Source organism: Chitinophaga sp. sic0106, assembly GCF_019219075.1.
In the GTDB taxonomy this organism is placed as follows: Bacteria; Bacteroidota; Bacteroidia; order Chitinophagales; family Chitinophagaceae; genus Chitinophaga.
The window spans coordinates 294,374-310,111 of sequence record NZ_JAHUWJ010000005.1; the positions used below are offsets into that span (position 1 = coordinate 294,374).

Sequence of the window (15,738 nt, forward strand, 5' to 3'; positions counted from 1 at the left end):
TCGAAGGCTCACTTTTGGCGGATGCTGACATTTTCACCCATAACAACAAGCAAAATGACCATAAACTGTAAAACCCCCGCCAAGAAAAGGTTTCACATTTTATGTTTTCTATCCCCTATAAAAACTTTTCAATCAATTTTTTCCTGGTTTTTTTATCCAAGGCCTTATCAAATGCTTTTTCAAATGCAGTAATAAATTCTTCTGCTTTTTGATGAGGAGTAATGGAAGGTGTTTTAACTGTTTTTAAATGCTTTGCGGTGGCAGTCTTAGTTCGATTATTGCTGCTTTGATTTATATATCCTTGCCCCATTGGTATCCAGCAACAATGTAACTCTACTTTTTCTGTTTGTTCGACTGTGCCGTAACTCTCTAAATAAAAGGAGCTTCCTTTTTTAATGGGGACGGTCATGGTATGCCCTTTTCTGAAATCGTTTTCGTATCCACTACGACTGCCAATCAACGACAAGTAAAAAGATTTACCACCAGATACCAATTTAATCCCTATTGCATGGTCTTCCGCTTGCTTAAGTGCAGATAAAGAAACAACTACATATCCATCTGTGGTAACAGTGTACTTATTGGCCTTACTGGGAAAGTAGTTTGATTCAATAAATAATGAGGTGTTGCCCAAAATATTTATTTCGCGCTTAGGTAAGTTGGTTAAGATAGAATTTGATATCGTACTCTTTGAAAGCAGGTCGGTTGAAAGTTTACTGGCTGCATAATTTGATAAATTGATGCTATCAATTACCGTTACCTGATTGAACGACTCATTCGCATCTTTGATCTTCACGAGATATTCCTGGTAGTGCGTTTTGCCTGCTTTGGTTGCTTCGATAATGAAGGTGGTATCACTTGTCAAACCTTTATCAATCCTATAGAATTTAGCAGTCTGGGTAGTCGGTTTTAAGTTTGTTTTTGAGTATACTTTAAATGCGTCGCCATTGCTCTGCCAGGTCAACTGGAGCCCTTTGTTTTTCTCAAACTCAGCCACCGGATGACCTGTAGCAGTTAAAGAGGAAGCCACCACATTGTTCAGAAAAAATGCTTCTTCGCCGGATTTCTTAATATCTAAGGTCGTTGTTTTTTTCATGTATTTATTTTCAGTTGCTTTGGTGGAGTTTTCTATTACTTGAATACCTGCGATTCCGCTGTTCTGGTTGACAGTTCCTTCCAGTGTGATTTTAATTTCCGCATTCACTGCTTTATCCTCCGCGGTGTTTTTGAAAGGAATTGTTTTCATATTGGGTGGATTGCTATTCGGATTTGCTGCCAATCTCCAAGGAGCCCATAGAATTGAACCCGTAGGGGTGGGGGATACCCGATACATGTCTGTAGCACTATCTCCAATTGGTATCTGCACTGTAATATCCTTGCAAAGAATTGTTGGATTTGCCCCGATGGTAATAATTATTCTGGCAGTAGCAGGTTTGTTAGGCGAACTGATATTAACCGGACTGGGTTCAGTTTTGATCGTATAGGAGAGTAGTGGAGTTGAGTTACTTTTTTTCATAGTTAATGTAAAGATGAAACCATTACGAAGATGAAATTTTATGACACCTGCTTACCTCAAATACCAGGCAATAGATGCGTATCACCTACCCCAATCCAATAATAATTAACCTTTGCATCGCCAAATCCGCCTGACTGGAGATAGAAAGAAGTGCCTTTTTTTACAGGAATAATTTTGGTAGTAATATTGGGTGCTGTACAGGTAGCGTCACCGATGGACAAGGTTAGCTGTATATTAGTCCCAATCAGCACGGAGGACGCATCTATGTTGACGATTAAAAACCCATCCCCGCCGGCAATATATGGCATGTTCGGAGGATAGGAGCCATACTGGATCGTAGAAAAATTAAATGCATCAAAAAATACCTGTGAAATATCCAATGATTTAATCACCGATAAATCACTAATCACCGCATCGGGGGCATTCACATTCAAAACGTATTGCTGATATACGGAGTTGTTATCTTTTATTGCTTCAATGATAAAAACTGTATCGGTTATCAGCCCTCCGGACATAACGTATTGCTTGCTTTCTCCCTGTGAGATAGGCTTTAGGTCAGAGCCCGCATACACGTTAAAGTAGTCTCCATTGCTATCCCAGGTGAGCTGTATGCCCCGGTTCCTGTCTGGTAAAGCGGCCGGTACCCCGGGTGTATCCAAATAGGTCACAATGATGTTATTGAGGTAAAGTGTTTCTACGGCAGTTTTTGTAATGTCCTGCAATTGTTTTCTCATCATATAGGTTACATTATTTATTAATGTTGAATCTTCTTTTATGACAATGGCTGCAATGCCGCTACTGTCATTTACAGTGCCATTAATCGTGATCTTGATGCCACTGGTAACTGCTTTGTTTTCGATGTTATGCTTAAAAAGAAAAGTGGTGTAATTGCCATCACTGTCACTCATCCCTGGTACCACATCTGTACTCAGTATCCAGTCCGGATTGTCGTTGGTGCCGGTAGGGACGGGACTTACCTGGTACATATCAGTTGCATCATTGCCAATCGGCACCTGTATGGCGATATATTTGCAAAGCACATCCGGATTTGCTGCAACTGCGATTTCGATGGTAGCTGCAACAGGATCGTTGTCTGCGCTTATATATACAGGCGATGGTGTTGTGGAAATAGTATACTGCAACAACGTGGCTGTTTGATCCCTTATTGCCATAGCTTATTTTGGGTGATTTTAGGGAGATGAAAATGCATTTATTGCAGGAATGAATCGATTAGTAGATCTCTTGTCTCTGCCTTGAGCTGCTTTTCAAATGCGACTTCTAAGGCTGCAATAAAGTCGGCCGCTTTTTGTTTGCGCTCACCTGCTTGTTTTGCAAACCAGGCCTGCCCTAAGCTTCCTTGACCTATTGCTGTCCACAGGCAAGTCATCCAGCAGGAGTTACTACCTTGATGATTATAATAGCAGGTGACCAACAAGCGATCTCCTTTTTTAACCGGAATGGTCATAGTATTGGCCGAATACTGCCCGGTGGCTGAAGTATGGTAATATTGGGCCTGCCCGCCTGAACTGGGCCAAACCTGCAGGGCTACGCTTGCGCAATCGTCGCTAATAGTGGTGTTCATCGAGATGGTAATGGTGATGAATCCATCTGAGCTGGGGGAGTAGGTGTTATTCGGGAAATTTAATCCGTCGTAAAAAACGACGCTGTTGCTAAGGATGTCTACTGTTCCCTGGGACAGACTGGCAGACTGGTTTACATCTATTTGAGTGAAGGAAGCCTTTGATCTCTCTAACTTAATAAAAAACTCCTGGTAAAGAGTTTGGCTGTCTTTTGTTGCTTCCACAATAAATACGGTGTCACTCGCCAAGCCGCTGCCAATATCATAGTATTTGTTACTTCCCTCGCTCACCGGGGCAGTATTGCCGCCGGCATATACTTTGAAATAATCCCCATTGCTTTGCCATTGCAACTGAGCGTCCCGGCCACTTTGTAATAAGGTGACAGGAATGCCTGGGGTATCAGTGTATGTGGCGATAACGTTGTTTAGGAAAAAGGTTTCCTCAGCCGCCTTGGTGATGTCTTCAGGTTTTTGTCTGGTCATATAGGTGCCGTCTGTAGTGAGAGTAGATCTTTCATTGATGAGTATTACCGCAACGCCGCTGCTACTATTAACGGTGCCATCTACGGTAATGGTAAACGGGGTGTTTACCGCCATGTCTTCCGACACATGCTTGAATAGGAAATTTTTTGAATTACTCGTGCTGGTACCCATGCCGGGTACCACATCCGAACTTGGCGCCCAATCGGGGTTATTACTGGATGCCGTGGGTAGTGGACTAACCTGGTACATGTCCGTGGCATCGTCCCCTATGGGCACTTGTATGGCAATGTATTTACAGTCTACATTTACATTTGCGCCTGCACTGATGATGACCTTTGCCGTAGCCGGATTATTTGCCGAGCTTATATTCACCGGTGAAGGCTCCGTTGTTACATCATAACTCAGTAGCGTAGAAGATTGATCTCTTTGTTCCATATAAATTTTTGACGATGATCGACGTTATTGGAGATAGCTCTCTATGAGTTTATTTTTTACATGCTCATCCAACTCTTTTTCAAATGCCATCTCTAGCGCACCGATGAACTGGGCTGCCTTTTGCCTTTTTTTATCTACATGCAGTGAGGTGTCATTTATGATATTCATGTCAGTATTATTTTCATGATCTTCGCTTTCGATGGCGGTTGCAGGTGGTATTCCCAGTGGTAAGAATGAAATGTTGTAATATACAGGCGTGGCAAAATATCCGTATTCGACAATATAGGGAGTGCCTTTTTTTACAGGTATCGTCAATGAACCTGGTGTTTCCCATGATGGGTTACCTACAATAGACAAGCCATATTTTTTATCGTATATTTTTATGGTGATAAAGCCGTAAGCTGTCAGGCTCGTTTTTGCAATGACAGCATCAACAAGGAGAAAGCCATCAGCCTCGGCTACACGCGATGCAATATTTCTCCTTATTGTGCCTAAGGAATAGATGGTACTGGATCTGATGTCGCATTTGTCGAAAACCGTTATTTCACTGAAAGTCGTTTTAGGTTCATCAATGTTTATGATATACTGCAGATATAAGGTTTTATCGCCTTTGGTAGCTTCAATAATGTAGGTGGTGTCTTTTTCCAGGCCGCTAATGTTGTAATATTTATTGCTGCTGGTCATTAAGGGCTGGGAAGATGTACCTGAGTATACGCGATAAATATCCGCGTTTCCTTCCCATAGTAATTGAATAGGTTTGTTTTTTTCAAAAACCGTAATGAATGCAGTAGGAGAACCTATATAGGCAGCCCTGATGTTTTTTAAGAAGAAGGCTTCTTCCGCTGCTTTCGTGATGTCTTCAGGTTGTTGTCTGGTCATATAACTGTTGTCATTTATGAGGGTGGAGGATTCGTAAATTTGAATGGTGGTAACGCCGGAGATATTATTTACAATGCCGCTGATACAAAATGTCACGTCCTTTGTAACAGCTTTATCTTCACTGGTGTGTGTGAATGTAAATACCTTCGTGTTTTCCGTATTGTGAATTACATCAGGAGGTATGATGGTACTGGGCGACCATTCTGGTGGTAATGGCGGCGCCGAAGGGATGATGGGGGCAGGATCTTTGCGATACATATCGGTACTTGCATCACCAATATTTACCACTATCTGTATTCTTTTGCAATTCACATTTGGATTAGCCTTTACTGCAATCAATATTTTGGCCGTCACCGGATCATCGGAGGTGCTCACATTCAACGGCGTAGGATCTGTACTAACGGTATACTGTAGCAGTGGTGGTTTGACGTCTGCATTCATTAGTATTAATTTTTATCAGTTGATAAATTGGTCACGAATTGCAATACCCCTTCCCTGATCATGGCTGGCACTGGTGTCATTTGCGCTTTTTCATTTGAAATATTGAGTCCGTATCCTTTCCAATCAGCGTTGACTGACCGGTCCCACCAGCTCCAGCTGCCATTTTTTTCAGCTATAGGAAGATGATCAATGCCATCTGGAAATATAGTGACGGTGTCTGTATTCTGATTCGCTCCAATGCGTGTCAGCAATGGTCCTACCGTGAACGTAATTTCCATAGACGATAGTGGTTTGTCGACGAACTGATTAGGCAGCAGTAATTCTTTTACAGGGAAGATGCCGGTAAATGCGTGTATGCTTGCCCGTGGGTCCATCAGCAGGGTGATGTACTTTGTAGTGCCATCAAAGGTCAGCTGCACATAGTTGCCATCTGCTTGCTGCAAAGGACCAATCTGTTGTACATAGTTTTGGCCACTTGCGGGAACAGCTACACTATTAAACTGATTGTATTGCGTCTCCTCAAAATACCCTATGACACCATCAGCAGGAGAGGAAAGATCACCAAATCTGATACTGAAGGGGGAAGAGGTGAATGCGGGGATATTCGCATTTGGTGGAACCGGCCTGACGGGTGCAGGCCAGTCGCATGGCCCAATGGGCAGTCCATCCAACTCAAATTGCAACCTTGTTCTGACTAATGCCAGTGGGCGGCCTATCAGCAAACTGAGATTTTGGTCGGTCCTGTTGCCTAACGGATCGGTTGTCCAGAGCGTTGTATCAATCGCCCCAATGAACGCATGAAACTCATTTCCTGATTTAGTAATGATCGCTTTTACAAAAGCGCCGAGTTGAGGAGAGGCGGTGGTCAGTAAATCGATCGTGGTGATATCATTATGCGGCGGCGCGATCCAAACGGGATGTTGTTCACCCTGACTATTATATCTCAACGCCACTTCACCTGCATTGGTACCATCCGGTAGAAATACCAGGATTGATTTGTCGAGATGATTGGATAATACCCAGCCGCATACCGGGTTTACATCTACTGCAAGGTTGAGCAGATTATTATCATTTTTATAATCCACCAGATCGAAGTTGAACCTTGCCGGCTGCAATAGCCTTGGTGGCAACTGAAATGGTGCTTCAATGTTGGCAGAGAGTTTATTTTTTATCGACAGTGCCTCGTCCACGATTAATGGGAAGCTCTCGTAGCTATGTACCCCTTCATCGTTGCCGTATCTGATATAAGGGAGTACCCTTCCGAATTTGTCGTAAATAATCAGGTTAATGAAATAGAATTGCCCGCTGCGGATGGCGTGAAATGGATAGTCGCTCGGACCGCCAATTTTCACGGCTGGCAGTGAATTAACCATGCCTTGCCCGTAGGTAGGCGTGTCGTAAGGCGGGCTGGAGGTGGTATCAGGATAACCAATTACTTTGGCGAAGGTGAGCTGCTGGTTCTTATAGGTGAATTGTTCAAAAGAGGGGCGTCTGTAGGCTCTTATATCTCTTTGCGTCAAATGTTCATTGAATGAAACCAGCTCCTGGCTGAGGAAGCGCCAGTTATCGGTATCCTGGATGGCCTGGTTGATCTCACTGAAGGGGCCTTCGCTATCGCCATACAAATTAACGAATGCCTGAAGCCTTGCGCCAAATGTAAACTGCGTATGCGGGCTCAGTAATGACCTGCCGCTAAAGGATGGTGGCTGGGCAATTGTTTGCTGTGATACGCCTTTAGGATTAGGTTTCATGTCGTAATCGGTACCGTTGAATGTCCAGTTACGATAGGTGGTACCATCTTTCCATTCAAATGGTACTGGCACATACATCACCTGCCATTCCATGTACATGGGGTTCCATTTCTGTCTCCACATAGCAAGATCTGTATCTGGTAATACACCGTTGGTATAGATGCTGCTGTCATGTGCTTTCATCTCCTGGCTAACCTGATCTTTATCTGCGCCGGCTTTTGCCGCCAGCAATGCTGCATTGGCGGGGTCTAGTAGGAAAAATTCCTTGTATAGTGGCTGCACTGCCGCAGGCACAGCGCCAAAATTATTGATGGATGGAATAATATTGCCCAAACTATCTGCACTAAGCGTATTTCCCCCTAGCTTAATCCTATCGATGATATGAGTCGATAGGCGAATCTCAAGGCTGGTTTCCGGGTCAGCCAGCGGATCTGGCGTAACGCCGGAGATGACCACGGAAGGATTGCTGTTATGCCAATATCGTGGCATGTTTACGGCCTTCAGAATTTTGCCAGGTCCGAGGTGACCGTTGCTAAAATTGGTAACACCTTGGTTGAATGCATCTTCTGCGCTCAGTCCTGGTGTAGTTGCAGGCTGCGGAACCTGGTTAAGCAAGGCGTTTACTACTTCTAACTGAGCAAGCACTTTTCTGAGATCGCCGTCAGCATTGTTTGGATCGATAAATGGCGCCAGATCTGAATCATCTAAGTGGATATTGTTTACAAATTGCTGTGCATCGGCTTTGAGGTAGCCATGCTTCCACCAGGAGCTGTTGAGGTTCCATTGCAAGGAATAGAGTTTGCCTAGTTCCTGATCCAGCTGACGTTGGTTATTGTTTAACTGTACAAGCCATGTTGTTTCATCGGGGGTGAGCGCAATGGTAGGGTTTTGCTGGTTGTTATCGGTGGTGTCGGCAATAACTTCCCATCGGGTACCTGCAAACTTAGCATCGAACCACTCTTTTTTTAGGCGTTGGCTGATGGCTGCATCGCCATCCGTTTCGTTGAGGTATGGGAGCATGTCATATTGAAATGCCCGCAGGAGTTCTACCAGGTCGGCAGCATTGGAATAGCCGGGAATATTATGGAGTTGCGTGCCCACTAACGTGGTAAAGGCATCGATGCTGTTGTTGGCAATCGCAATGGTCATGTTATTGGTGTCCCTGGTGTCCTCCAGTTCATCTGGTATAGGGAAGTTGGTGTCATTGGCTTTCCAGGCGAGTCCGAATGACATGCCTGTATAAAAAGTGGTGTCGATGCTACCTGGATCATCCCCTTTTGCGATCGTCCAGTTGAGGGCGGCCAGCACGTCATTGATGGACTGTCCGGCGGTAAATCCATTTACTTTAATGATATCGGATGGATTGTTTGCGTACCAGCCACATACGAAATAGCTGAGCGTGGTTTGATCAGGTACGCCGTTTAGATCGTCATAAAAGGAGAAGACGCCGAGGTTATGAGGTACATAGCCGCTGAAGTCAAGGTTGCCGGGGGCTACGGTGTGGAGGAATTGATAGTCTGCCGCCATTTCAGACCACGAGCTCAATGGTGTTTGTACGCCCAGGTGCGTATAATAGCTGGTGTTGGCGGGGTCGTCGCTCATAGCTTCCGGCCTTCGTTGATTTCGCTTTGGATCACTGCTATTTCTCCAATAATTAACTGTTTCTTTTGTGACCATAATGGCAGAGGCGTTGTCGGCAGTGCCTTTAGGGCAGTCGCTTTCCTGTACCCAGGCATTGGCAACATTGTTTCCGCTGGTATCTCTATGTATCCTTACAATCAGCCATCGATTGGGTGCTAATGGAAAATTGCTGCCATTATCCAGGCTTCCCGAACGAAGCGAGCGGGGTAGTGTCCAGTGTAGCCAGGCGCCTACTTTCATATCCAATACATCGTCTGTAAAGCCTTCTGGCTCTGCATCATGAAAAGTATCGTCGGCCAGGTTGGCGTATTCAAATCGCCACGTTCTGAATTGGTTTGTCTTTTTTAATACTGAGTTTATCAGTAATACATCCAGTGCCATAGGCACCATAGCAGGTGTGCTCATACTTTATTTTTAAGATGCCTGGCTATTGAAAACAATCGCTTCGGCAGATTTAATCATTTGAATGGCGAAGGTGGCGGAGGTAAGTGCATTGCCTGGTACGTTGATATTTTTTTGTTTCAGTGCCGTCACAATGTTCTGTATAAGGCCCTGGGAGCTGTCTGGGGAGATGTCAAGTACCCTGCTGCCGGCTGCGCGCATAAATAACTTTTTAGCGCCGGTCAGATCACGTATTTGAAGGAAGTCCACCTGGTCACCTGTGGTTCCGCTGGTGGAGATGTTTCGCAAAACGATTTTGCCGTCATCATCAACGCCAAACCCTAGTGACTCATTAGGTTCGCTAAAGGCAACATTTATCGGTACGCCATCAAATATTACCAGGAGGATATTAGGTGCGAGGTGGTCCATCCGTATTATTTTCAGGCTATTGCTGGTGTCATCCCTGGCTTCGATCTGAAGGTTGGGCCAGCCGGTGACGAGCGCGGAGCGCAGCAGGAAACCGCTCATGATATCAGGTGTTGTGCTGGTTTTCATCGAGGGTTTTCTCAGGAGTTGTGCCCGTATATTCCCTACGCGATCCTTTGCTTTTGCTAACACCCGCTTTCTGATCTGCTGATTGAAATACACAGATTTGCTGGATTCCAGGCCCAGGCTCATAGCACCATCAACAGCGGCATTGAGCCAGTTTTTGTCGAGGTAGAAGAATCGGAGGGACTCATCCGGCAGCAGCCGTTCATCGGGCACGAGGCTGTCGAAAGGCAGCTTATACAGCAACATTAGTTGCGATACCCAATCGGCGATGGGGTCATTGGATTCGTCTGTAAATTTATCCAGCTGCTCCTGTACATCATCAGTGGAGATGACTGCCTGGTAATTTTCCAACGAAAATGGTGCTTTGGTGGGGGCAGCCAGGTACGAACGTTTTACCACTGCCTGGTCGGCCACTGCTTTGATTTGATGAAGCCTTTCTGGTGTCATCAGTTGTAAGAAGTTGGACTGAATTGTTTCATCGCTCTTGAAATGAGGGGAGGTGTCGCGGTAGTAAAGTTGATCTGCTTTTCTGCTTACATTCTTTCTCAAATCAATCAACAACTGTTCAAACTTAGTATCACCAAGTGCTGCGGAGCGTCCGATTTCCCAGGCAGCTGCCAGTGATACGTCGAAGATGCCACGTGATTTATCGAAGATCAGCGCAGCATCTGCGCTGTTATAAGGGGAAGCAGGAGGGTTGGCCTTTGGCAATAATGGGGTTAGCGGGCCCCTGTACCATGCAAAGGTATTTTCTCCATTCCTGGTATGATAGGCCATTGGTACATAACCATCTTTAATACGTTTGCTGACTTCCTGTTCAGCATCGCCACCGCCGGTATTTATGGCCGGTAATTTTAACCATAGCAGTGTTGGATCTATTGTATTGGAGGTAGTAGTTTCCTGTGCTACCAGGTTAAGTACTAAGGCCCTGAAATCTTGTTTTAGATCCGGCAGGGAATAAAATGCCCAGCTATCCAGTGTAATGAGGGAGATGCTGCTAAAGCCGGAAAAATTTGCATTTGGATTTAGGTAATCGTGTAGCCCTTCCAGTGATACCAGGTGTACAATGTTTTTTACAGTCTTCACATCATCAGTAGTGGGGGCTTTGGCGAACTTGTTGGAGGCAATGACGGAGAATAAACCATGTTCATCCAATCCCATGATCACCCTGTTGCCGGTATTGATTTTGCGTACATGTGCCAAATACGGCAGCTCGTTGAGGTAGGGCATATGCTCCTGGAATACCTGTATGGGCATATTGATATATCTGCAGGGAGAGGAATCGGGAACGTCTGCTTCCAGCTCCGGCATTGGCACCAGTACATTTGCAGCCTGTTTTCTGAATGCTGCGATGGTCGTGCCTGTGGATTTAACAGTGGCATCGTCGCCATCTGCTAACTCTTCTTCCTGAAAAACGAGGAGCGCCATCCAGGGAGCGCCTTTTGTTTGCATATCCCTTTCCCATGGTAGCATCGGATCTTTCAGCACAATATGAGGTAATACTTCTCCATATAAACCGGTGGTTCCATTTGGAGGGTATCGGTTAATGACCTGTGAGGAGTCGATCGAATATTGCGGAGCACTTACAAAAAATTCCTGTATGGTCTCGAGGGGATCGCTGTTAATTGGAGTGCTGCCATCCATAAGGGATTGCGAAACATGAATGAAGTGGCTGCCTGCTGCCAGTGCTGGAATGTAGTTATCGTATAGTTGGAGATCTCCAATAGGAATCTCCTGGTTGATGTCCAGGTTTGTGCTCATATTTTATGCTATTTCCATGGGGATGCTGGTGAATAAATTATTTGCATTTGCGGCCATATCATTCATTGGATCATTGCTGCCGGCATAAATGCTGTGCTGTTGTAGTATGTTGTAGATATTGTTTCTTGATGCGGCAAGTTCGCCTGCGATGTTGCCTATATCCGAAATGGTTGTGTTGCTGGATGTTGGCAGATAATCGGCATTTGTAGGGTTACTCCTGTTAAGCGGGTTCTGAGGATTTTTGTCCTTCGGAATCCATTCTTTTTGCAGGGTAGCCATTTGTATTACCCCGAAACTACTGCCGGGTACGGCGCTTGGCCCAGTGATGCTATATCCGGTTAGCAAATCCGTCACAAGGTCTGCTGATGGTCTGCTGGGGCGCTGAACAAAATTACCTTTGCTGTCTTCCAATGGTGCTCCCCAAAGGTTTGCTACCAGCTTGTCTTTTATGGGCGTGAACGTCCAGGTACTTACATCTATCTCTGCATTATCTTTTGTTATTTTTACCTGATGTACTGCGTTTACCCCCTTTTTATTCATTGGCCGAATGTTGATATTGCTGCTATTTACATTGCCGCCACTTTTGCTGCATTGCAAGCTGCTGGCAGGGATTACGCTTTGGGTGTTAAAGGTAAAGGTGCCGGATCTGACCATCCATATGGTGGTAGCATTTTGGCTGGCTGTCTGATCGTTGTAGATTATTTTTCCGCCATCGCGCCGCAAGGTGGAGGTGAGCCCACTGGTTGCTACTACTTTTATAATGTCTGAAGGGGCTGGTAACATTTTTTTGAGCCCCTGCCATTCAAGTGGTTGTGTATTGGGATCGGAGGCGCCACCCGAACCAAAGTGTATCGTGATGGTAACCACAACTACATGCACTTTTACTTTTCCTCCCAGTGGTACGCCCCAGAGATCCAGGTCGGCACCGATATGTACGGTCACTGTTTTATGTACAAACCATACGCTTATTTTCACGGAAGCGCCTAATTCAATGCGCATGGTGGCAGTGAAAGAAAAAGGATGCCAGGCTACGAGCAGGTCTGCCTGTGCGGTAAACCAGGCTTTTACTGGTCCTGCCTGGAAGAGTACTTCAAGGCTGCCGCCGCCCATTGCGCAGGAAGGGGTAATGGCGAAGTAGGAGCCTCCTGTGATGGATACGTCGCTGGAAACGCGCCAGCTGTAGCCAAGGCGTTGTACTTTAGGGTAGTAATCAGGGATGCTGAAGGCGGGGTGGTAGCCGCCTGCTGTAACCACAAACTGACCCGCGTTGGGGTTGCTGCCAAACCAGAGGTTAAAGGCAAAGCCACCGGTGAGATGACAGTCTTTCGTGAGTACAAATGAATTCCTGGTCAAACTTGCCGCTACGCCAAAGTAGCCGTCCAGCGGCTGAAAGACTGCCGAAATCTGTAGCTCCACAAATACAAAGGCGTTGCTGGTAGATTCGCCTTGCGGTAAGCTTAGCCATGCCAGGCCCAACACAGCAAACTGCAACTGATGTCCGAATGCTGCCGCCAACATCAATTCGCCATTTACTATTTCCGCAATGGAAAATTTTACACCTGCAGCAAGCCAGTAATCGCCGGACTTTGGAGGTATCCATACTTTCGTATGGCCGCTGAGGTTAGGTTGCTCTCCTTCCAGTATCTGAAGCGTATGTATGGCAATGTCTTTAGGGCTGCCGGATTGCGGCGCTCCTATCGCCATCAGTGGAAAGTCGGATACTTCATCAAATCCTGGTAGCAGCAAATTTCTATTGATGCCAAATCCGCCCATTAAACCTGTAAAGATCAATGGGGGCGGGCCTCCTAACACAGCATTTACATCTACAAAAATGAATAGGGATGGGTTGCCATCTGTCATTTGCGCATAGGAACCAAGTGCGGAAAGGCCAAATCCTTCCGCCTCTACAATCAATACACCATCAAACTGGAATTTTATGTCATGGCCCAGTTGATTATCTGGCAGTCTTATTAAAGCGCCTTCAATGGTGAGGGCAGGGGTGGCGTAAGCAATACTGAGTCCGTTCAGGCCAAAAACGGGCGTGTAGTCTTTTAATGATATGCCGGCCGACAGGCCGTCAAGTGAGGCGGAGATAGGACCAACGGTCATGCTGGCATTGATCACCGCGCTAACTACAAAGTTCTCGTATTTGATACCTATACTCTTAATAAGTATTGGCCCTATTTGCTTTTGTATCAGGAATGAATGCACATTGCCGGTGGTATTGTCGTTGCTGGCATCCGCATTCGATTTGATTAGCTTTCCGTGTTGAGTAATATAGAAATTACCGGCAGACTGCTGCTCATAATTTAAGATCTGCATCAGCAGTTGTTGCGGGGTGCCATCGATGACTACATTAAAGCCGATGGAGATACCAGGTTTTAAAGTATTGCCTTGTATCTCATTTAATGTAAGGCCATCAATAGTTTTCGAAGTGATGATGAAGAAGGCATCGTTGATTTCGAATTTCCCTTTCAGTTCAGGGCCTACCATGGGCAATAACGCGCCGAGGTCTATTGCATTTGTAACGCCTATGCCGGCATAGGCAATATATTCCCACGTTGCCGGATTACCACTTTTCATGGCTACCAGGTCAAATTTGCCATCAAAGTTATTGCCGTAGGTGAGGTCAGCATTAATGCTCATCTGACCATCGGCAGGTGTGTTGTAGTTGATTTTCAGGCTATTGAGCAGGATATCTGGGATGCCGGTTAGGTCAATGCCTAAATTGCCGAAAAGACTGGTCAGGAGGTCTGACAGGGAGATGTCATCTGCTTCGCCACTGAATTTAAATTGCTGATCAAAGATGATATCGGCGGTGATGGAACTTTCTCCAATTACAAACCCTGCTTTCAGTTCATAATCTGTTTTTGAACCGTCGTAATGCAAATTGAGGACATAGTTGCTGCACACGGTTTCCGACATCACCACCAGATCCCAATAGGCCTGGAGGGCTAATGTATATTCGCTGCCTGCCACATCTCCCTGCAGTAGAAAGTTGCTAAATGTAAGCCCACTGAGTTCATCTGGTATTTTAGTACCGCTGTCTATTTCGTGGATGATATCGGCGAGCGCTATGGTACCCGGGTAATCGGCTTCTATTTGTTGGATATTCCAGGTACCATTATAGGCAGCGATGATACTAAAGTTCAGCGGGTCATTAAAAGTTTTCAATGGTATTGTACCACTTGCCAAAAATTTAACTGTAGTGGAGGTGTTGCCGTTTTTAGGATTTGTCCAGGCAACATTTAATACAAAATTTGTAAGGTTAAAAACCCCCAGGTTAACCCGTGTATTGCTTTTCTGGCCAATGGTGAAGATAACCCTGTTGATACTTTTTGGTGTGCCGAGGCTGGCGGTGATATTAAATCCTTTGAGTGAAATGGAATCAAATACCTGGCCAATGGTAGATGGAATAAACTGCTGGAAGTTAGTGCCCGCTGGAAGAATAGCCTGTGCTACTGTGCCGGAGGCGATATTGGCTAAAGTGTAATTATCATTGAGTGCGTTGCCTTCAATTCTTAACACCTCTGTACTTTGATCGATGTCAAGTAGCAGCTGCATATCTCCGGCGGTGGTGCTAACAGCGGAGATGATGTCTTGAACGAGTTGTTGAGGCGCGGTGATCTCCACGATGTATTGAAGATTGCTTACAGGCAAGCCGTCAAAGAGGGTAAATGATGATAGCAGGTCCGTACTTAGCTTCATAACAGGGTATGGATATGAATTGTTATGGACGATAGGGCCTGCGCCATTTACATCTAAGGTCAGGCTACCGAATATAGCCGGCAGTTTCGATAGTGCCTGCAATGAAAGCCTGGTGCCGATGTTGAGTCCTGCCGCAAGTGGAATGGCATCCGCCGCATTGGCCGACCATAACTGGTATGTACCAACGACTTTAGTGGAATATATAAAATAGGTGGCGCTGCAGCGTATTTGATTAAATGGGAAAACGTTGAGGATTGGAAAGCTGTCTGTCCATTGCCAGGAATCTTTCATCTTAATATTTAGGATGAAATCCACAGCCCCATTTACGTTGAAGGTAAGTTCCTGTACATTGATGTTGGTTTGATTAAGCAAATCGCAGCTTCCATTATTGATGGTGACGCTATTATTATTGTTAGGGTCTGGGATGTCGGCAACGCTAATGCCATTAATCTTGATAAAGGAGGCAGTGTCTAAGCCATAAGCCGTTTGGATGGCGGTGATCTGCGCATTGGAAAGAATAGTGTTATCTAACGTGATACTGCCGGTAGCAGCCTGTTTTCGTAGTTGAGCTACTAAATCGTTTATTGACATAAAATGTTAATTAAGTGCAGGTG

7 protein-coding genes are annotated in these 15,738 nt (G+C 45.4%); all 7 read right to left on the reverse strand.

The features are described 5' to 3' along the window. Nucleotides 1–115: 115 nt before the first annotated feature. Genes KW844_RS10265 through KW844_RS10295 form a run of 7 tightly spaced genes read right to left on the reverse strand, consistent with a single transcriptional unit; the run spans nt 116 to nt 15,715 of the window. On the reverse strand, nt 116–1,513 hold the full coding sequence (locus KW844_RS10265; RefSeq protein WP_218376625.1) for a hypothetical protein: 1,398 nt from the start codon (nt 1,511–1,513) through the stop codon (nt 116–118). Nucleotides 1,514–1,569: 56 nt separating this feature from the next. Then, on the reverse strand, nt 1,570–2,685 hold the full coding sequence (locus KW844_RS10270) for a hypothetical protein (RefSeq protein ID WP_218376626.1): 1,116 nt from the start codon (nt 2,683–2,685) through the stop codon (nt 1,570–1,572). A gap of 38 nt (nt 2,686–2,723) precedes the next feature. Beyond that, the gene (locus tag KW844_RS10275; protein WP_218376627.1) at nt 2,724–4,010 is read right to left on the reverse strand and encodes a hypothetical protein; all 1,287 of its coding nucleotides are present in this window, start codon (nt 4,008–4,010) and stop codon (nt 2,724–2,726) included. A 24-nt stretch (nt 4,011–4,034) separates the two neighbouring features. After that, nucleotides 4,035–5,330, reverse strand: coding sequence for a hypothetical protein (locus KW844_RS10280; protein WP_218376628.1), 1,296 nt, complete (start codon nt 5,328–5,330; stop codon nt 4,035–4,037). Between the two features lie 5 nt (nt 5,331–5,335). Next, nucleotides 5,336–9,127 carry a hypothetical protein gene (locus tag KW844_RS10285; RefSeq protein ID WP_218376629.1) on the reverse strand — a complete coding sequence of 1,264 codons (3,792 nt, stop codon included), beginning with the start codon at nt 9,125–9,127 and terminating at the stop codon, nt 5,336–5,338. Between the two features lie 9 nt (nt 9,128–9,136). Then, nucleotides 9,137–11,416: a hypothetical protein gene (locus KW844_RS10290; protein ID WP_218376630.1), complete on the reverse strand. Its 2,280-nt coding sequence runs from the start codon at nt 11,414–11,416 to the stop codon at nt 9,137–9,139. Between the two features lie 3 nt (nt 11,417–11,419). Continuing rightward, the gene (locus KW844_RS10295) at nt 11,420–15,715 is read right to left on the reverse strand and encodes a DUF6603 domain-containing protein (RefSeq protein ID WP_218376631.1); all 4,296 of its coding nucleotides are present in this window, start codon (nt 15,713–15,715) and stop codon (nt 11,420–11,422) included. Nucleotides 15,716–15,738 lie beyond the last annotated feature (23 nt).